Source organism: Roseateles sp. Mitsp63 (assembly GCF_059491535.1).
On sequence record NZ_CP168509.1, the window covers coordinates 4,592,058 to 4,610,315 of the forward strand.

Consider the following 18,258-nt stretch of genomic DNA (forward strand, 5'->3'; position numbering starts at 1 on the left):
TTCAGCGGACCGGGGCTGGCTCCTGGCGCGCCAGCCGCATCAGCAAGGCCGCCGTCCGCTGCGTCAGCGGCGTCGACCGCTTGAGCGCCGGCGTCACCAGGCACAGCGTCATGCGCACGTCGACATCCGCGAAGGGCGTGACGGCCAGACGCTCCGGATGCTCGAAGGCGCGCAGCACGTCCTCGCTCAGCGCGGCATGGCCCAGGCCCGCGCCCACCAGCTCCAGGATCGCCGGCACGCTCGACACCTCCCAGTCCACGCGCAGCTGCACGCCCGCCATCGCGGCGGCCTCCTCCATGCGCTTGCGGAACACATGGCCGCGCTGCGGCATCACGAGCGGATAGCGCGACAGCCCGGCCAGCGTGAGCGGCTCGCGCGGCGCCGCGCCGGCGGGACTGAGCAGGCGCAGCGACTCCTCGCGCAGCGGCAGGATCTCCAGCGCCGGCAGCGGTTCGGGGTTGTAGACCAGGGCCAGGTCGGCGCGGCCCGACACCAGCCATTCGGTCAGGTGGACCGAGAACCCCTCCATGACGACCAGCCGCGCGCGCGGACAGGCGACGCGGAAGGCCTCGATCAAGGGCAGCGTGTGCAGCCGCGCCTGCGTCGGCGGCATCGCCACGACGATCTGTCCCAGCGGCTCATGGCGATGGGCCGACAGATCGTCCCGGGCCTGCGCCACCAGGTGCAGGATGCCCTGCCCGTGCTCCAGCAGGCGGCGTCCCGCCTCGGTCAGCGCCACGCCGCGGCCGTTGCGCAGGAACAGGGTCTCGTGGAGTTCCGTCTCCAGCGCCCTCACCTGCCGGCTCAGCGCGGGCTGGGCCACGCCCAGCACCAGCGCCGCCTTGCTGAAGCTGCCGTGTTCGGCCACCTGGATGAAGTACTCGAGCTGGTTCAAGGTCATGGCGCCATCTTGGCAGAAGCCATGCCGATTCGATATAGCAGCTAACCCGAGCCAGACCTGGCGTGATGGATCCGGACGGCGAAGAATCGCGCCCATCCCACTCCTCCGGCGAGCGCATGAGCACCGCACTGACCCTCATCTCCTCCATGGCCACGCGGCACCTGCTCGCCGACCTGGCCCAGGCCCATGCGAAGGACGGCGGGCCGGAGACCCGGATCGAATCGGTCGGCGGCGTGGATGCCGCCCGGCGGGTGCGCGGCGGCGAGGTCTTCGACGCCGTCGTGCTGGCCAGCGACGCGATCGCGCGGCTCGACGCGGAGGGCCGGCTGCGGCCCGGCAGCATCCGGCCCATCGCCGATTCCAGCGTCGCCATCGCCGTGCGGGCCGGTGCGCCGCGGCCCGATGTCGGCAGCGAAGCGGCGCTGCGCGACGCCGTCCTGCGGGCCCGCGCCATCGGCTATTCCACCGGCCCGAGCGGCACGGCGCTCCTGTCGCTCTTCGAGCGCTGGGGCCTGGCCGACACGCTGAAGGACGCCCTCGTCCAGGCCCGCCCCGGCGTGCCGGTGGGCAGCCTGGTGGCCAGCGGCGAGGTCGAACTCGGCTTCCAGCAGCTCAGCGAACTGATGGACCTGCCCGGCATCACGCTGCTCGGCGGCATGCCGCCGGGGCTCGAGATCGTCAGCCGCTTCAGCGGCGCCGTCCCGGTCAACGCGGCCCGGCCCGACGCGGCGCAGGCGCTGCTCGACTTCATGGCGAGCCCGGCCGCCGACGACTCCAAACGGCGACACGGCATGCAAGCCGTGCGCGATCCCCATGACGGGCGCTGACCCGTCCAACCGCCAGGAGACAACCTTGGACCCTCGACCGATCGCCTCCGCCGGCGTCCGCACGGTGGACGTGCAGCGCCTCATCGACGACCACCCGCTGACCGGCTGGCAGTGGCTGGTCTTCGCGATGTGTTTCGTCATCGTGCTGCTGGACGGCTTCGACACCGCCGCCATCGGCTACATCGCCCCGTCCCTGATCAAGGAGTGGGGCGTCACCAAGCCGATGCTGGGCCCGGTGCTCAGCGCGGCGCTCTTCGGCCTGGCCGCCGGGGCGCTCTCGGCCGGCCCGGCGGCCGACCGCCTCGGCCGCAAGCGCGTGCTGACGATCGCGGTGCTGGTCTTCGGTCTGGCATCGCTGGCCTCGGCCTTCGCCGCCGACCTGTCGCAGCTCGCCGCGCTGCGCTTCATCACCGGACTGGGCCTGGGCGCCGCCATGCCCAACGCCGTGACGCTGATGAGCGAGTACTGTCCGACCTCGCGGCGCTCCACGCTGACCAACCTGATGTTCTGCGGCTTCCCGCTGGGCGCGGCCTGCGGCGGCTTCCTGGCCGCGTGGATGATTCCGCAGTGGGGCTGGCGCAGCGTGCTGGTGCTGGGCGGCGTCGCGCCGCTGCTGCTGACGCTGGCCATGCTGGTCCTGCTGCCCGAGTCGGTGCGCTTCCTGGTGACGCGCCGCCAGAGCGTCGAGCGCATCCGCGCCGCGCTGGCCCGCATCGCCGGCGCGCGCGTCAACGACTACGACCGCTTCACGCTCAGCGAGACCCGCGTCGTCACCAACGAGCGCGGCGGGCTGGCCCAGGTGCTGGCGCGGCCCTACCGCCTGGGCACGCTGATGCTCTGGACCGCGTACTTCATGGGCCTGGTCATCTTCTACGGCCTGATCAACTGGATGCCGCTGCTGCTGAAGGAAGCCGGGCTCGAGCCCCGCACGGCGACGCTGATCTCCGCCCTCTTCCCGCTGGGCGGCATCGGCGCCGTGTTCTTCGGCTGGCTGATGGACCGCTTCGAGCCCAACCGGCTGCTGGCGCTGGGCTGGGCGTTGACCTCGGTGGCGATCTTCTCGATCGGCCAGCTGGTCGGCCAGGTCGGCCTGCTCGTCGTCAGCGTCTTCCTGGCCGGCGTGCTGATGAACACCTCGCAGTCCTCGCTGGCGCCGCTGGCCGCGGCCTTCTATCCCACCAACGGCCGCGCGACCGGCGTGGCCTGGATGATGGGCGTGGGCCGCTTCGGCGGCATCGCGGGCTCCTTCCTGGTGGCCCAGCTCAACCTGATGCAGGCCAGCATCGCCACGGTCTTCACGGTCGTCGCCATTCCCGCCCTGATCGCCGCCGCGGCGCTGTGGATCAAGCGCGGCGCCGACCGGGCCACCGATCCCGACGACGAGCCCGGCGACGCGCCCGCCGCCCGCGTGCTCGCCCACTGACCCTCCCGGACCTCTCCCATGATCATCGACATCCACGGCCACTACACCACCGCCCCCAAGGCGCTGGAGACCTGGCGCCTCCAGCAGATCGCCGGCATCAAGGATCCATCGCTCAAGCCCCGGGCCGCCGACCTGAGGATCAGCGACGACGAGCTGCGCGAGACCATCGAGAGCAACCAGCTGCGGCTGATGCGCCAGCGCGGCTCGGACCTGACGCTCTTCAGCCCGCGCGCCAGCTTCATGGCCCATCACATCGGGGACTTCGAGGTCTCCAGCACCTGGGCCGCGATCTGCAACGAGCTGTGCTTCCGCGTCAGCGAGCTCTTCCCCGAGCACTTCATCCCGGCCGCGATGCTGCCGCAGTCGCCGGGCGTCGCGCCCGAGACCTGCATCCCCGAACTGGTCAAGTGCGTGGAGCAGTACGGCAACGTCGCGATCAACCTCAACCCCGATCCCTCCGGCGGCCACTGGACCAGCCCGCCGCTGACCGACCGCCACTGGTACCCCATCTACGAGAAGATGGTCGAGTACGACATCCCCGCGATGGTCCATGTCAGCACCAGCTGCAACGCCTGCTTCCACACCACCGGCGCGCACTACATCAACGCCGACACGACGGCCTTCATGCAGCTGCTCCAGGGCGACCTGTTCAAGGACTTCCCGGCGCTGAAATTCATCATCCCGCACGGCGGCGGCGCCGCGCCCTACCACTGGGGCCGCTACCGCGGGCTCGCGCAGGAGCTGAAGAAGCCGCTGCTGACCGAGCACCTGCTGGACAACGTCTTCTTCGACACCTGCGTCTACCACCAGCCCGGCATCGACCTGCTGACGAAGGTGGTGCCGGTGAAGAACATCCTCTTCGCCAGCGAGATGATCGGCGCGGTGCGCGGCATCGACCCGGAGACCGGCTTCCACTACGACGACACGAAGCGCTACATCGAGGCCAGCACCCAGCTCACGGCCGGCGAGAAGCACGCGATCTACGAAGGCAACGCGCGCCGCGTCTACCCGCGGCTCGATGCGCGGCTCAAGGCAAGGGGGCTCTGAGATGTACGAACTCGGTGTGGTCCATCGCAACATCCGGCGCGCCGACCGCGAGGCGGCCGATGCGCTCGCCGCGCTCGGCTCGGCCACGGTGCACGAGGCCATGGGCCGCGTCGGCCTGCTCAAGCCCTACATGCGCCCCATCTATCCGGGGGCGCAGGTCTCGGGCACGGCCGTGACCGTGCTGCTGCAGCCCGGCGACAACTGGATGATGCATGTCGCGGCGGAGCAGATCCAGGCCGGCGACATCGTGGTGGCGGCCGTCACCGCCGAGTGCAGCGACGGCTACTTCGGGGACCTGCTCGCCACCTCCTTCCAGGCGCGCGGGGCGCGCGCGCTCGTCATCGACGCCGGCGTGCGCGACGTCAGGACGCTGCAGCAGATGGGCTTCCCCGTCTGGAGCAAGGCCATCAGCAGCAAGGGCACCATCAAGGCCACGCTGGGCTCGGTCAACATCCCGGTCGTCTGCGCCGGCATGTGGGTCACGCCGGGCGACGTGATCGTCGCGGACGACGACGGCGTCGTCTGCGTGCCGGCCGCCCGCGCCCTCCAGACGCTGGAGGCCGCCCGCCAGCGCGAGAGCCTGGAAGGCGAGAAGCGCGCCAGGCTCGCGGCCGGCGTGCTCGGCCTGGACATGTACAAGATGCGCGAGCCCCTCGAGAAGGCCGGCCTGCGCTACATCGACTGAACCCCGAGGCCGCCGTGGCATTCACCAAGACCCCTGGCTGGCTGGACTGGCACGCCCACCCGAGCCGCCCCCGCTTCCAGCTGCCGCCGGGCAGCGTCGACGCCCACTGCCACGTGTTCGGCCCGGGCGGCGAATTCCCCTACGCGCCCGAGCGCAAGTACACGCCCTGCGACGCGGGCAAGGCGCAGCTCTTCGCGCTGCGCGACCACCTCGGCTTCGCGCGCAACGTCGTCGTGCAGGCCACCTGCCACGGCGCCGACAACCGCGCGATGGTCGATGCCTGCCTGGCCTCGGGCGGCAAGGCGCGCGGCGTGGCCACCGTGCGGCGCGACATCGGCGACGGCGAGCTGCAGCGCCTGCACGCGGCCGGCGTGCGCGGCGTGCGCTTCAACTTCGTCAAGCGGCTCGTCGACTTCACGCCCCGGGACGAGCTGATGGAGATCGCCGGGCGCATCGCCCGGCTGGGCTGGCATGTCGTCATCTACTTCGAGGCCGTCGACCTGCCCGAGCTGTGGGACTTCTTCAGCGCGCTGCCCACCACGGTGGTCGTCGACCACATGGGCCGGCCGGATGTCTCCCAGCCGGTCGACGGTCCCGAGTTCGCCCTCTTCCTGAAGTTCATGCGCGAGCACCCGAACGTCTGGAGCAAGGTCAGCTGCCCCGAGCGCCTGTCCGTCACCGGACCGCGCGCGCTGGACGGCGAGCAGGCCGCCTACCGGGACGTCGTGCCCTTCGCGCGGCGCGTCGTCGAGACCTTCCCCGACCGCGTCCTCTGGGGCACCGACTGGCCTCATCCCAACCTGAAGGACCACATGCCCGACGACGGCCTGCTGGTCGACTTCATCCCGCACATCGCGCCCACGGCCGCGTTGCAGCGCAAACTGCTGGTCGACAACCCGATGCGTCTCTACTGGCCTGAAGAGCTCTGACCCCATGGCACTCGACAAACCGTACAAGGACATTCCCGGCACGACCATCTTCGATGCCGACCAGTCCCGCAAGGGCTACTGGCTGAACCAGTTCTGCATGTCGCTGATGAAGGCCGACAACCGCGTCCGCTTCAAGGCCGGCGAGCGCGCCTACCTGGACGAATGGCCGATGACCGAGGCGCAGAAGGCGGCCGTGCTGGCGCGCGACCTGAACGAATGCATCCGGCTGGGCGGCAACATCTACTTCCTGGCCAAGATCGGCGCCACCGACGGGCGCAGCTTCCAGCAGATGGCCGGCAGCATGACCGGCATGACCGAGACCGAATACCGCGACATGATGATCGGCGGCGGCCGCTCCATCGAGGGCAACCGCCGCATCGGCGAGGACGGCGACGCGCAGGCCCGGCACCAGCCCCAGGGCAACGCAGCGAAGGACGCCTGACCGTGGCACGCATCACCGCATCCGTCTACACCTCGCACGTGCCCGCCATCGGCGCCGCCCTCGACCAGGGCCGGGCCGGCGACCCTTATTGGCAGCCGCTGTTCCGCGGCTTCGACTATTCCAGGCAGTGGATGGCCGAGCACAGGCCCGACGTCGTCCTGCTGGTCTACAACGATCACGCCACGGCCTTCAGCCTGGACTTCATCCCGACCTTCGCGCTGGGCACGGCGGCGCGCTACGCGCCAGCCGATGAAGGCTACGGCGCCCGCCCGGTGCCCGAGGTGCTGGGCCATCCCGAACTCGCCTCCCACATCGCGCAGAGCGTCATCCAGGACGACTTCGACCTCACGCTGGTCAACCGGATGGACGTGGACCACGGCCTGACCGTGCCGCTGTCGCTGATGTGCGGACAGCCGCGGGCCTGGCCCTGCCCGGTCATCCCGCTCGCGGTCAACGTCGTGCAGTACCCGGCGCCGTCCGGCCGCCGCTGCTTCCAGCTCGGGCAGGCGATCCGCCGCGCGGTGGAAAGCTTCGACGCCGACCTGAAGGTGCAGATCTGGGGCACCGGCGGCATGAGCCACCAGCTTCAGGGGCCGCGCGCCGGCCTCATCAACCGCGAGTGGGACAACGCCTGGCTCGACCAGCTCATCGACGACCCCGTGGCCTGCAGCCAGATCCCGCACATCGACTACGTGCGCGAGGCCGGCAGCGAAGCCATCGAACTCGTCATGTGGCTCATCGCGCGCGGCGCGATGGCCGATGTCGCCGGCGGCGCCAGGCCGGTCGTCAAGCACCGCTTCTATCACGTGCCGGCCTCCAACACGGCCGTCGGTCACCTCATCCTGGAGAACTCGTAAATGAGCAGCAAGATCAGGGTCGCGCTCGCGGGCGCCGGCGCCTTCGGCATCAAGCACCTGGACGGCATCCGCAACATCGCCGATGTCGAGGTCGTCTCGCTGGTCAGCCGCGACCTGGCCAAGACCCGCGAGGTGGCCGGACGCTACGGCATCGCGCATGTCACCACCGAGCTGGCCGACAGCCTCGCGCTGCCCCAGGTCGATGCCGTCATCCTGTGCACGCCCACGCAGATGCATGCGAGCCAGACGCTGGCCTGCCTGAAGGCCGGCAAGCACGTGCAGGTGGAGATCCCGCTGTGCGACGTGCTGAGCGAGGGCGAGGCCGTCGTGGAACTCGCCGCGCGCAGCGGCAAGGTCGCGATGTGCGGCCACACGCGCCGCTTCAATCCCAGCCACCAATGGGTGCACCGGCGCGTCCAGGCCGGCGGCTTCGCGCTGCAGCAGATGGACGTGCAGACCTATTTCTTCCGCCGCACCAACATGAACGCGCTGGGCCAGCCGCGCAGCTGGACCGACCATCTGCTGTGGCACCACGCCGCGCACACGGTCGACCTCTTCGCCTACCAGGCGCGCAGCCCGGTCGTGCGGGCCCACGCGCTGCAGGGACCCCTCCATCCGGAGCTGGGCATCGCGATGGACATGAGCATCCAGCTCAAGGCGGCGAGCGGCGCGATCTGCACGCTCAGCCTGTCCTTCAACAATGACGGGCCGCTGGGCACCTTCTTCCGCTACATCGGCGACACCGGCACCTACATCGCCCGCTATGACGACCTGTTCACCGGCAAGGACGAGCGGGTGGATGTGTCGGCCGTCGACGTCTCGATGAACGGCATCGAGTTGCAGGACCGCGAGTTCTTCGCCGCCATCCGCGAGGGCCGCGAGCCCAATGCCAGCGTCGCCCAGGTGCTGCCCTGCTACCAGGTGCTGCACCGGCTGGAGCAGGAACTGCGCGCCGCATGAGGCGTCGCATGAGGCGCCACATGAGGCGCCTCAGATCACGTCCCGCAGGATCTCCACCACGTCGTTGAGCTTGGGCAGCAGCCGCTCGATAGCTTCATCGCGGCTGAGCGGCTGCATCGGCACCGTCGTGCCGATCGCGCCGACGCAGTTGCCCTTGCGATCCTTCACCGGCACCGCGATGCCGCGCAGGCCCGGCGTGTACTGCTGCTCGGTCATCCAGTAGCCCAGCCGGCGCGCCGCCCGCACGTTGCGGCGGAAGTCCTCCGGCGAGGTGACCGTCAGCGGCGTGAAGGCGCCGAATTCGTGCTCGGCGGTCCAGGCGTCCAGCCAGGCCTCCGTCCTGGTCGACAGGATGACCAGCCCCGGCGTCGCCACGTGCGCCGGCACCCGCGCGCCCACCGGAAATCCGATCGTGATCAGCCGCGGGTTGTTGCTGCGCACGACGTAGACCACCTCATGGCCGTCGAGCACGCAGAAGCTGAAGTTCTCCTGGCACTCCGCGGCCAGCCGCTGCAGGAACGGCTGGATGACGCGCGGCAGGCGCGCCGCGTGCAGGTAGCTCTGCCCCAGCCGCAGCACGCGCGGCAGCAGCCAGAAGCGCTTGCCATCGGTCTGCGCGTAGCCGAAGTGCACCAGGCTCAACAGATAGCGCCGCGCCGCCGTGCGCGTGATGCCCACGCGCTCGGCCGTCTCCGTGGCCGTCAGGCGCGGATGGTCCGAGTCGAAGGCCTCGATGACCTGCAGGCCCTTGCCCAATCCCTCGATCACGTCCTTGCGCTGGATCTCCATCGCCACCTCCGGGTTCGCGTTGCCGCCGCGCGTCCACGTGCAAACCCGAGCTTCGGATCCTGTGCGCGCAAGCGGCGCGATTATCGCGCGCATCGCCGGTTTCCGCTTTGCTGATGCGGGTTCTGCTCTCTATCGTTGCATCCACGCGAGCCGCCCATGAGCTTCGCGGCCACCCGAGGCCCATCGGCGCCCGGGACGACAACAAAGGAGACCACCGATGCCCCGCATCCTTCGCACGCTGGCCTGCGCCGGCGCCCTGGCCGCCGCCGGCGCCGCCCAGGCGCAGTCGAGCAGCGTCACGATCTACGGCTCGATCGATCAATACCTCAACTACCTGCACAGCAGCTCCGGCGCCACGATCAAGAGCCTGGAGGACGGCGCCTGGCTGCGCAGCCGGATCGGCGTGCGCGGCGTCGAGGACCTGGGCGGCGGCCTGTCCGCGAAGTTCCAGATGGAGGGAGGCTTCAGCGCCGACAACGGCACGCAGGCCGACGGCTCGCGCTTCTGGGACCGCCAGGCCTGGGTGGGCCTGGCCAGCAAGGACTTCGGCGAGCTGCGCGTGGGCCGTCAGAACGGTCCGATCCAGACCCGGGGCGGCTACATCGATTTCACGGCGCGCACGCTGGGTTCGGTGATCAACAACTTCGGCGTGCCATCGCGCTACGACAACGACCTGGCCTACTTGTCGCCGCGACTGCACGGCCTGCAGGTCGAGGCCCATGTCGCGTTGCCCGAGGCCCCCAGCGGCAACCGCGCCCTCGTCTACCAGCTGGGGCTGGACTACGCCAGCGAGCGCTGCCGCCTGGGCTACCTGGGCCTGCGCGGCCGCCCGCAGGCCGGCGCCGCCGTGAACAAGGACGTGGTCTACGACAACCTCTACGCCAACTGGATGTATGGCAAGGGCACGGTCTACCTCGCCTACCTGCGCAGCAACAACAACACCGCCACGGCGGTGAGCAACAACGCCGGCACGATCCTGGGCAACGTCGGCGGCTTCAACGCGGGCAGCAGCGCGGACCTCGACCACTTCTACGACATCGTGCAGATCTCCGCCGACTACCAGCTCAGCGCGCGCCTGCGCGTGGGCGCGCTGTGGGGAACGATCGACGACCGGTCGGGCCGCGGCCGGGGCGGCAGCGGCGGCGCCATCGGCGCGTACTACGACCTGTCCAAACGCACCCTGCTGCTCGCGCTGCTGGACACGCAGCGCAACGACGCCGGCGGCGGCTGGCGCCCGTCCGGCTCGGCCGGTCTCAAGACCACCTTCAGTTCGCCCGGCGACATCAACGGCCGCACGATCAACGGCCTGCAGCTGGGCATCGTCCACCGCTTCTGACGCGTCAGCCCCTCGCGACCGCGTCCGCCGGTGCCGCGAGGGCAAGGAGAGAACCGCCATGACCCTCATGCCTCCCGATTCCCGTGAAGCCCTGAGCCGGCCCGACAACCCGCTGGCCCTGCAGGGCATCGAGTTCGTCGAGTACACGACCGCCCGTCCACAGACCTTCGGCCAGAGCCTGGAACGGCTGGGCTTCCGGCCGGTGGCCCGGCACCGCTCGCGCGAGGTGCTGCTCTACCGCCAGGGCGGCATGAACATCATCGTCAACGCCCATCGCGACCCCGACCAGCCGGTGCTGCCCGACACCGCCGAGATCGCCGCCGTGGCGCTGCGCGTGCGCGACGCGGGCCGCGCCTACCGCCGCGTGCTCGAGCTGGGCGCCTGGGGCCTGCCCACCCGCGTCGAGGTCATGGAGCTCAACATCCCCGCCATCCATGGCGTGGGCAACAGCCGCGTCTACTTCGTGGACCGCTGTGGCGACTTCTCGATCTACGACGTCGACTTCATCCCCATCCCCACCGTCGATCCGCATCCGCCGGCCCTGGGCGGCCTGCGCTTCTTCGGCCTGGTGCAGTACATCGGCCCGGACCGCATGGCCGACTGGATCGCGTTCTACCGCGAGCTGCTGGGCTTCCGCGAGCTGCCCGCCGGCCACCGCTTCGGCATCCTGCCCCGCGGCTGCATCCTGGCCAGTCCCTGCGGCAGCCTGTACTGGCAGCTCATCGAACCGCCGCTCGATGCCTGGCCGGACCTGGCGGTCAGCGAGTCGCTGGCCCGCCTGGCCCTGGCCTGCGCCGACGTGCCCGCGACGGTGGCCGAGCTGCGCCGCCGCGGCGTGGACTTCGTCCCGCCGGCCGCGTCCGCCGGGGACGCGAGCCTGGGCGCGCTGACGACGCCGAGCGACCTCGGCCCCGCCTTCGAGCTCGTGCGCGAGCCGCGCTGAGCGCCGCAGGAGACCGCGATGCATCGCTACACCACGCCGCCGCGCGCCTCGGCGCACATCGTCGACTTCGGCCTCGACACGATCACGCTGGCCGGGCCGCTGGAGGCCAAGCTCGAGGCCGCCCGCCGCGCCGGCTTCAGCCAGATCATGCTGGCCGCGCGCGACATCGCCGGCCATCCGCTGGGCGCGGACGCCGCCATCGCGGCCGTGCGCGCCAGCGGCCTGCGCGTCACCGGCTTCCAGGTGCTGCGCGACTTCGAGGGGCTGAGCGGCCACCTGCACGACTACAAGGTCGACATCGCCCGGCAGATGATCGGCATGGCCGGCGCCCTGGGGGCGCGCGTGCTGCTGGCCTGCAGCTCCACGTCGCCGCATGCCGGCGGCGAGCGCGCGGCGCTGGTGCGCGACCTGCGCAAGCTCGCCATGCTCGCGCTGCCGCATGGCATCCGCGTCGCCTACGAGGCGCTGTCCTGGGGCCGCCATGTCAACGAGGTCGATGCCGCCTGGTCCCTGGTCGAGGAGGCCGACTTCCCCAACCTCGGCCTGGGCGTGGACTCGTATCACATCTTCGCCACCGGCACGCCGCTGAGCGCGCTCGAGGCCATCGACCCGGCCAAGATCTTCCTGGTGCAGCTCGCCGACTTCATGTGGCAGGAGACCCGCACGCCCGAGGAGCGCATCGACACCGCGCGCCACTTCCGCGTCTTTCCCGGCGAGGGCGTGCACAGCCAGGCGCTGGCCACGCTGGTGCGCCGGCTCGACGCGCTGGGCTACCGCGGCGACTACAGCTTCGAGGTCTTCAACGACGACTACCAGCAGCTGCCACTGCCCTTCGTCGCCGCGCGCGCCCATGCCAGCGCGCTATGGCTGGCCGAGGAGGTGCTGCGCCGCGGCGTGCCGCTGCCGGGCGCGGCCCGCGCCCTTCCCTTTTCATCACAACAAACGTCGAATCACGACAGGAGACAAGCATGACCACGGACACGGACCACGAGCCCGGCGGGACCCGCCAGGTCAGGAAGGCCACCGCCAGCGGCTGGATCGGCTCGGTGCTGGAGTACTACGACTTCTTCATCTACGCCACCGCCGCCTCGCTGGTCTTTCCCCAGCTCTTCTTCCCCTCCGGCAATCCGCGCATCGCCATCATCGCCTCGCTCGCCACCTACGGCGTGGGCTACGTCGCGCGGCCCATCGGCGCCTTCGTGCTCGGTCATTGGGGCGACACCCACGGCCGCAAGCACGTGCTGATCGTGTGCATGTTCCTGATGGGCTTCTCCACGATGGCCGTCGGCCTGCTGCCCACCTACGCCCAGGCCGGCCTGCTCGCCCCGGCGCTGCTGGTCGCGCTGCGGCTGGTCCAGGGCTTCGCGGTCGCCGGCGAGATCTCCGGCGCCAGTTCGATGATCCTGGAGCACGCGCCCTTCGGCCGGCGCGGCTTCTTCGCCAGCTTCACGCTGCAGGGCGTGCAGGCCGGACAGATCCTCGCCGCGGCCGTCTTCCTGCCGCTGGCGGCCTTCCTGCCCAAGGAGGACTTCAACGCCTGGGGCTGGCGAGTCCCCTTCCTGCTGAGCTTCGTGGTCATCCTCGTGGCCTACTACATCCGGCGCGAAGTGCAGGAGCCGCCGGCCTTCGCCCGCCAGGCCGCGCGCGGCGGGCCGGTCCGCTCGCCGGTGCTGCTGGCCATCGGCCAGAGCTGGCCCGACATGCTGCGCGTGGTCTGCATGGCGCTGATGAACGTCATCCCCGTGGTCACCACCGTCTTCGGCGCCGCCTACGCGGTGCAGGCCGGCTATGGCATCGGCTTCGACAAGTCGGTCTACCTGTGGATCCCGGTGCTCGGCAACGCGCTGGCCGTGCTCGTCATCCCCTTCGTCGGCAACTGGTCGGACAGGATCGGGCGCCGCCCGCTCATCATCGGCGGCGCGCTGCTGTCGGGCCTGCTGTCCTTCGCCTACCTGCATGCGATCAGCATCGGCAGCGTGCCGCTGGCCATCGTGTGCTCGCTGCTGATGTGGGGCGTCGCCTACCAGGGCTACAACGCGGTCTTCCCGAGCTTCTATCCCGAGCTGTTCCCGACGCGCTCCCGCGTCTCGGCGATGGCGATCGCGCAGAACATCGGCACGATGATCACGGCCATGCTGCCCGCGCTGTTCGCGACCGTCGCGCCGCCGGGAACGGACGGTGTGCCCTGGATCGTCGGCGGCATCGCCTTCGGCATCACGGCCGTCGCCGCGGCGGCCGCGTTCTCCGCCCGCGAGACCTTCCGCGTGCGCATCGACGACCTGGGCCGGCCCGGCGCCGAGCCGGTCCCGCCGCAGGAGTACGAGCGCCAGCGCCGCCAGTCGGTGACGCAGTCGCACGGCTCCCGGATGTTCACCTGAACGGGCGCCCTGCTCCCGTCCACCATCGCCCTCGCCACTTCCCCACCATCCCAGGAGATTCCCAGTGATCACCGGCACCACGGAGCTCATCGCCCACATCGGATTCCCGACCGGCGCCTTCAAGTCTCCGATGATCTACAACCCCTGGTTCGAGCGCCAGGGCATCGATGCCGTCGTCGTCCCCTTCGGCATCCAGGCCGGGCATCTCCCGGCGGCGCTGCGCGCGCTGCGCCACCTGACCAACCTGCGCGGCGCGCTCATCACGATGCCGCACAAGGTCGCGGTGATGGACCTGGTGGACGAGCTCACGCCCGCCGCGCGGGTGGCCGGCGCCTGCAACGCGGTGCTGCGCCGCGCCGACGGCAGCCTGCTGGGCGACCAGTTCGACGGCGCCGGATTCGTGCGCGGCGTGCGGCGCAAGGGCTTCGACCCGCGCGGCCGGCGCGTGCTGATCACCGGCGCCGGCGGCGTGGGCTCGGCCATCGCGGCCTCGCTGGCCGCGGCACAGGCGGCGGCGATGACGCTCCACGACACGCGGCCGGACGCCGCGCTGGGGCTGGCCGCCCGGCTGCGCGAGCACTACCCGGCGCTGCGGGTCGAGGTGGGCGGCAACGACCCGGCCGGCCACGACCTCATCGTGAACGCGACCCCGCTGGGCATGCGCGACGGCGACCCGCTGCCCTTCGACATGGCGCGCGCCGATCCGGCGGCCATGGTGGGCGAGGTCGTCATGCGCCAGGACGTCACGCCGCTGCTGGCCGCGGCGCTGGCGCGCGGCTGCCGCGTGCAGGCGGGCAAGGACATGCTGTTCGAGATGATCCCGGCCTACCTGGAGTTCTTCGGCTACGGCAGCGCCACGCCGGAGGAACTGCGGGCGGTGGCGCGCTTCGAGCTCGCGCCGGACGAATAGCGCTTATCCTGCTCGCCCATGAGCGCGCCGCGTGAAAAAAACCCTCCCCTCGACCAGTCCCGCCTGGCCCACACGCTGGGCTACGCCATCGCCCGGGCGGCGGTCACCACCAACCAGCTGTTCAACCAGGGCGTCGGTGACCCGCTGGGCCTGCGGCCCGTGGAATTCACGCTGCTGCAGCTGATCCTGGCCAACCCCGACACCACGCAGAAGCGCCTGTGCGACCTGCTGCGCGTGCCGGCGCCGCAGATGACGCTGATCCTGGACCGGCTGCAGGAACGCGGCTGGGTCAAGCGCGAGCGCTCCGCCAACGACCGCCGCGCGCTGCACCTGCGGCTCTCGCCCGCCGGCGCCCGCCTGGCCGAGAAAAGCCTGGCGGCGCTGCAGGAGACCGAGCAGGCCATCGACGGCATCCTGACCAGCGGCGAGCGCCAGCTGCTGCAGGAGCTGCTCGCCAAGGTCGCGCGCTGACGCCGGCGCGGCTCAGCCGCCCAGCGCCTGCTTCAGCGCGGCGGCCATCTGCCCCAGCGCCAGGCGCGCGGCCGGCACGGCGCCGGCCACGCTGATGAAGCCGTGCGCCAGGCCGTGGTACTCGACCACGGTGACGGCATTGCCGGCCGCGTCCAGCGCCTCGCCGTAGGCCATCGCCTCGTCGCGCAGCGCGTCATGGGCCGCGAGCACCAGCAGCGCCGGCGGCAGGCCGGCCAGGCTGGGCGCGCGCAGCGGCGCCCCGCGCCAGTCGGGCGCCTTCGCCGCGGGGCCGAAATAGTGACGGCTGAAGTAGTCCATCGTCCGGCGCGTCAGCGTGGGGCCCGCGGCATGCCGCTCGCGGGACGGGTAGTCGCCGTCGTGTCCGCCGGCGGCCGGCGGGTAGACCAGCAGCTGGAACGCGATCGCCGGCCCGCCCGCGTCGCGCGCCATCAGCGCGGTGCTCGCGGCCAGCGCCGCGCCGGCGCTGTCGCCCGCGACAGCCAGCCGGGCCGGGTCGCCGCCGAAGCCGCCGATGGCTGCGGCGGTCCAGCCCAGCGCGGCGACGCAGTCCTCGATCGCCGCTGGATAGGGATGCTCGGGCGCGAGGCGATAGGCGGCGGAGACGATCATGACGCCGCTGTCGGCGCAGAGCTGGCGGCACACCGCGTCATAGCCCTCGAGGTCGCCCAGCACGAAGCCGCCGCCGTGGAAGTAGAGCGTCACCGGCAGCGGCCCCTGGGTGCCGCGCGGTCTGTAGACCCGCACGCGCACGGCCTGGCCGCCGAAGCGGGTCTCGTGCGGCGTGACCTCGACGTCGGCGGGCAGCACGGTGGCGGCCGTGCAGATCTGGCGGTACAGGCCGCGGCCGGCTTCGGGCGGCAGGTCGCACAGGTCGGGCGCGCCGGCCGCCTGGGCGAGCAGGCGCTTCAAGTGCTGGTCGAGCATGCGGGTCTCCGGTGGGGGGTGAGCAGCCAGTACGCCAGCGCCGGCAGCAGCACCAGCGCGCCGACCATGTTCCAGACGAACATGAAGGCCAGCAGGAGGCCCATGTCGGCCTGGAACTTGATGGGGGACAGGGCCCAGGTGCCCACCGCCAGCGCGAGCGTGACGCCGGTGAGCATGACCACGCGGCCGGTGAACTGCAGCGCGTGCAGGTAGGCCGCCGACAGGCTCTCGCCCGCGCGCAGCCGGGCGAGCATGACGCTGAGCACGTAGAGCGCGTAATCCACGCCGATGCCCACGCCCAGCGCGATCACCGGCAGCGTGGCGACCTTGACGCCCATGCCCAGGCCCACCATCAGCGCCTCGCACAGGAGGGAGGTCAGCACCAGCGGCAGCACCGCGACGACGACGGCCCGCCAGGAGCGGAAGGTCACCCAGCACAGCACGACGACGGCGCCGTAGACCCACCACAGCATCTCGCGCATCGCCTGCTTGACGACGATGTTGGTGGCCGCGGCGATGCCGGCCGAGCCGGCGGCGAGCATGAAGCGCTCGTCCTTGGCGGACTGCGCCTTCATGAAGGCTTCGACCGTGTCGACGACGGCCGTCAGCGTCCCGGCCTTGTGGTCCTTCAGGTAGACGTACAGCGAGAGGAAGGAGCAGCCCTGGTTGAACAGCTCGCGCGGCGCGCGCGTCTGCACGCCGCCGAGCGCGCTGTCGTTGGGGATCAGCTCGTACCACTTCAGCTGGCCCTCGTTGTAGCCCACCATCGCGAGCTTGGAGAGCGCCGCCATGGAGTTGGTGGACTCCACGCCGGGCAGCTGCTCCAGCCGCCAGGCGAGCTGGTCGACCCGGGCCAGCGTGCCGTAGCGCGTGCACTGGTCCTCGGGCGTGGACACCATCACGACCAGGATGTCGCTGGAGGCGGCGTAGTGCCGGGTGACGTAGTCGTTGTCGCGGTTGTAGCGCGAGTCCGCGCGCAGCTCGGGCGCGCCGGGATCCAGGTCGCCCACGTGCAGCCGCGTGCTGACAGCGTAGCCCGCCACCGCCAGCACGGCCGCGAGGCCCAGCGCGATCGCGGCCGGCCCGCGCCGGGTGAAGCGGTCGAGCTGGCGCCACAGCCCGGCGCTACCGGCGCTACCGGCGCTACCGGCCCCGGGGTTGAACACCGGGTCGTCGCGCAGGCTGCGCCTGGCCGCGGCCGGGCTCACGCCGACGTAGGACAGCAGGATGGGCAGCAGCACGAGGTTGGTGAAGATCAGCACCGCCACGCCGATGCTGGCCACCAGCGCCAGATCCTGGATGGCCTGGATGCGGATCAGCGCCAGCACCGCGAAGCCGACGGCGTCGCACAGCAGCGCGGTCAGGCCTGCGACGAACAGGCGGCGGAAGGTGTAGCGCGCCGCCACCACGCGATGGATGCCCCGGCCGACGTCCTGCATGATCCCGTTCATCTTCTGCGCGCCATGGCTCATGCCGATCGCGAAGACCAGGAAGGGCACCAGCACCGAGTACGGATCCAGCGCGTAGCCCAGCAGCGCCAGCAGCCCGAACTGCCACACCACGGCGATGAGCGAGCAGGCCACCACCAGCGCGGTGCTGCGCACGCAGCGCGTGTAGGCCCACAGCACGCCGGCGCAGATGAGCAGGGCCAGGCCGAAGAACACCAGCACCTGGCGCAGCCCCTGGATGAGATCGCCCACGACCTTGGCGAAGCCGGTCACATGCAGCGTGACGATGTCGCCGTCGTACTTCGCGCGCAGCGCCTCGATCTGCCGGCCCAGCGCGCCGTAGTCCAGCGCCTGGCCGGTCTGGGGATTCACGTCCAGCAGCGGCGCGAAGACGATGCTGGACCGCGCGTCGCCGGCGACGATCTGGCCGATCTCGCCGGAGCGCTCGACGTTGGCGCGGACCTCGGCCAGCGCCGCGGGCGAGCCGTCGTAGCTGTCGCCCATGACGGTGTTGCCGTCCAGCCCCTCCTCCGTCACCGCCACCCAGCGCGTGTTGGCCGTCCACAGCGACTTCATGAAGGGGCGGTCCACGCCCGGCATCAGGTAGACCTCGTCGCTGATCTTCTGCAGCAGGTCGAGGTAGCGCCGGTCGTAGATCGTGCCCTGCCGCGCCTCGACGGCGATGCGCAGCGCGTTGCCCTGGCCGCCGAGATCGCCCTTGTGCGCCAGGTAGTTGGCGATGTAGGGATGCAGGGTCGGGATGGTCTTCTCGAAGCTGGCGTTGAGCGTCAGGCGCCAGGCCTGCTGGCCCAGCCACAGCGTGGCCAGCAGGCACAGCAGCATGACCCAGGGCCGGTGGTTGAAGAGCAGCCGCTCGGCCCAGGAGCCGGAGCGGGTGTCGAAGTCGTCGAGCCGGGTCACCACGGGTGAGGTGCCGGCCAGGTTGGTGGCGGCGTGCATCGTCGGT

The 18,258-nt window shown here is 71.1% G+C and carries 18 protein-coding genes; 14 read left to right on the forward strand and 4 right to left on the reverse strand.

What is annotated here, in order from left to right; genetic code table 11:
* Position 1: 1 nt before the first annotated feature.
* The gene (locus tag ACEN96_RS19945; RefSeq protein ID WP_495584807.1) at positions 2–901 is read right to left on the reverse strand and encodes a LysR family transcriptional regulator; all 900 of its coding nucleotides are present in this window, start codon (positions 899–901) and stop codon (positions 2–4) included.
* 116 nt (positions 902–1,017) lie between these two features.
* On the opposite strand from ACEN96_RS19945, the gene ACEN96_RS19950 reads away from it, so the two are divergent.
* Genes ACEN96_RS19950 through ACEN96_RS19985 form a run of 8 tightly spaced genes read left to right on the forward strand, consistent with a single transcriptional unit; the run spans position 1,018 to position 8,071 of the window.
* The gene (locus tag ACEN96_RS19950; RefSeq protein ID WP_495584808.1) at positions 1,018–1,728 is read left to right on the forward strand and encodes a substrate-binding domain-containing protein; all 711 of its coding nucleotides are present in this window, start codon (positions 1,018–1,020) and stop codon (positions 1,726–1,728) included.
* 25 nt (positions 1,729–1,753) lie between these two features.
* Positions 1,754–3,151, forward strand: a complete 1,398-nt coding sequence (locus tag ACEN96_RS19955; RefSeq protein ID WP_495584809.1) for an MFS transporter — start codon at positions 1,754–1,756, stop codon at positions 3,149–3,151.
* Between the two features lie 18 nt (positions 3,152–3,169).
* Entirely contained in the window at positions 3,170–4,198 is a 1,029-nt protein-coding gene (locus ACEN96_RS19960; protein WP_495584810.1) for an amidohydrolase family protein, read from the forward strand.
* 1 nt (position 4,199) lies between these two features.
* A complete protein-coding gene (ligK, locus tag ACEN96_RS19965; RefSeq protein ID WP_495584811.1) occupies positions 4,200–4,883 on the forward strand; it encodes a 4-carboxy-4-hydroxy-2-oxoadipate aldolase/oxaloacetate decarboxylase in 684 nt (227 codons plus the stop codon).
* Between the two features lie 14 nt (positions 4,884–4,897).
* The gene (locus ACEN96_RS19970) at positions 4,898–5,812 is read left to right on the forward strand and encodes an amidohydrolase family protein (RefSeq protein WP_495584812.1); all 915 of its coding nucleotides are present in this window, start codon (positions 4,898–4,900) and stop codon (positions 5,810–5,812) included.
* Positions 5,813–5,816: 4 nt separating this feature from the next.
* The gene (gene ligA / locus ACEN96_RS19975) at positions 5,817–6,254 is read left to right on the forward strand and encodes a protocatechuate 4,5-dioxygenase subunit alpha (RefSeq protein ID WP_495584813.1); all 438 of its coding nucleotides are present in this window, start codon (positions 5,817–5,819) and stop codon (positions 6,252–6,254) included.
* A gap of 2 nt (positions 6,255–6,256) precedes the next feature.
* Positions 6,257–7,111, forward strand: a complete 855-nt coding sequence (locus ACEN96_RS19980; protein WP_495584814.1) for a class III extradiol dioxygenase subunit beta — start codon at positions 6,257–6,259, stop codon at positions 7,109–7,111.
* Positions 7,112–8,071, forward strand: coding sequence for a Gfo/Idh/MocA family oxidoreductase (locus tag ACEN96_RS19985; RefSeq protein ID WP_495584815.1), 960 nt, complete (start codon positions 7,112–7,114; stop codon positions 8,069–8,071). It abuts the gene before it with no gap.
* Positions 8,072–8,101: 30 nt separating this feature from the next.
* Here ACEN96_RS19985 and ACEN96_RS19990 read toward each other — a convergent pair whose 3' ends face one another.
* Positions 8,102–8,860, reverse strand: a complete 759-nt coding sequence (locus ACEN96_RS19990; protein ID WP_495584816.1) for an IclR family transcriptional regulator domain-containing protein — start codon at positions 8,858–8,860, stop codon at positions 8,102–8,104.
* A gap of 217 nt (positions 8,861–9,077) precedes the next feature.
* Between ACEN96_RS19990 and ACEN96_RS19995 the strand changes: the two genes are divergently transcribed.
* The 6 genes from ACEN96_RS19995 (at position 9,078) to ACEN96_RS20020 (ending at position 14,898) form a co-directional block, all read left to right on the forward strand.
* Positions 9,078–10,196, forward strand: a complete 1,119-nt coding sequence (locus tag ACEN96_RS19995; RefSeq protein WP_495584817.1) for a porin — start codon at positions 9,078–9,080, stop codon at positions 10,194–10,196.
* Between the two features lie 58 nt (positions 10,197–10,254).
* Positions 10,255–11,139, forward strand: coding sequence for a 4-hydroxyphenylpyruvate dioxygenase (locus ACEN96_RS20000; RefSeq protein WP_495584818.1), 885 nt, complete (start codon positions 10,255–10,257; stop codon positions 11,137–11,139).
* An 18-nt stretch (positions 11,140–11,157) separates the two neighbouring features.
* Entirely contained in the window at positions 11,158–12,111 is a 954-nt protein-coding gene (locus ACEN96_RS20005; RefSeq protein ID WP_495584819.1) for a sugar phosphate isomerase/epimerase family protein, read from the forward strand.
* Positions 12,108–13,517 (forward strand): MFS transporter, encoded by a 1,410-nt coding sequence (locus ACEN96_RS20010; protein WP_495584820.1) that lies wholly within the window; start codon positions 12,108–12,110, stop codon positions 13,515–13,517. The genes ACEN96_RS20005 and ACEN96_RS20010 overlap by 4 nt, the downstream gene beginning before the upstream one ends.
* A 64-nt stretch (positions 13,518–13,581) precedes the next feature.
* Positions 13,582–14,427 (forward strand): shikimate dehydrogenase family protein, encoded by an 846-nt coding sequence (locus tag ACEN96_RS20015; RefSeq protein WP_495584821.1) that lies wholly within the window; start codon positions 13,582–13,584, stop codon positions 14,425–14,427.
* A gap of 18 nt (positions 14,428–14,445) precedes the next feature.
* Positions 14,446–14,898 carry a MarR family winged helix-turn-helix transcriptional regulator gene (locus ACEN96_RS20020; protein WP_495584822.1) on the forward strand — a complete coding sequence of 151 codons (453 nt, stop codon included), beginning with the start codon at positions 14,446–14,448 and terminating at the stop codon, positions 14,896–14,898.
* 12 nt (positions 14,899–14,910) lie between these two features.
* Here the strand turns inward: ACEN96_RS20020 and ACEN96_RS20025 are convergent, their stop codons facing one another.
* Together ACEN96_RS20025 and ACEN96_RS20030 are read right to left on the reverse strand one after the other, a co-directional pair.
* Positions 14,911–15,843: an alpha/beta hydrolase gene (locus tag ACEN96_RS20025; protein WP_495584823.1), complete on the reverse strand. Its 933-nt coding sequence runs from the start codon at positions 15,841–15,843 to the stop codon at positions 14,911–14,913.
* Complete coding sequence (locus tag ACEN96_RS20030) at positions 15,825–18,251, reverse strand: efflux RND transporter permease subunit (protein ID WP_495584824.1); 2,427 nt, start codon at positions 18,249–18,251, stop codon at positions 15,825–15,827. Before ACEN96_RS20030 ends, ACEN96_RS20025 begins: the two co-directional genes overlap by 19 nt.
* Positions 18,252–18,258: the final 7 nt, after the last annotated feature.

Coding starts and splice junctions, on each gene's coding strand:
- ligA (WP_495584813.1), top strand. CDS start 5,817: ATGGCACTCGACAAACCGTACAAGGACATTCCCGGCACGACCATCTTC.
- ACEN96_RS20005 (WP_495584819.1), top strand. CDS start 11,158: ATGCATCGCTACACCACGCCGCCGCGCGCCTCGGCGCACATCGTCGAC.
- ACEN96_RS19985 (WP_495584815.1), top strand. CDS start 7,112: ATGAGCAGCAAGATCAGGGTCGCGCTCGCGGGCGCCGGCGCCTTCGGC.
- ACEN96_RS20010 (WP_495584820.1), top strand. CDS start 12,108: ATGACCACGGACACGGACCACGAGCCCGGCGGGACCCGCCAGGTCAGG.
- ACEN96_RS20000 (WP_495584818.1), top strand. CDS start 10,255: ATGACCCTCATGCCTCCCGATTCCCGTGAAGCCCTGAGCCGGCCCGAC.
- ACEN96_RS20030 (WP_495584824.1), bottom strand. CDS start 18,251: ATGCACGCCGCCACCAACCTGGCCGGCACCTCACCCGTGGTGACCCGG.
- ACEN96_RS19950 (WP_495584808.1), top strand. CDS start 1,018: ATGAGCACCGCACTGACCCTCATCTCCTCCATGGCCACGCGGCACCTG.
- ACEN96_RS20025 (WP_495584823.1), bottom strand. CDS start 15,843: ATGCTCGACCAGCACTTGAAGCGCCTGCTCGCCCAGGCGGCCGGCGCG.
- ACEN96_RS19960 (WP_495584810.1), top strand. CDS start 3,170: ATGATCATCGACATCCACGGCCACTACACCACCGCCCCCAAGGCGCTG.
- ACEN96_RS19990 (WP_495584816.1), bottom strand. CDS start 8,860: ATGGAGATCCAGCGCAAGGACGTGATCGAGGGATTGGGCAAGGGCCTG.
- ACEN96_RS19945 (WP_495584807.1), bottom strand. CDS start 901: ATGACCTTGAACCAGCTCGAGTACTTCATCCAGGTGGCCGAACACGGC.
- ACEN96_RS20020 (WP_495584822.1), top strand. CDS start 14,446: ATGAGCGCGCCGCGTGAAAAAAACCCTCCCCTCGACCAGTCCCGCCTG.
- ligK (WP_495584811.1), top strand. CDS start 4,200: ATGTACGAACTCGGTGTGGTCCATCGCAACATCCGGCGCGCCGACCGC.
- ACEN96_RS19995 (WP_495584817.1), top strand. CDS start 9,078: ATGCCCCGCATCCTTCGCACGCTGGCCTGCGCCGGCGCCCTGGCCGCC.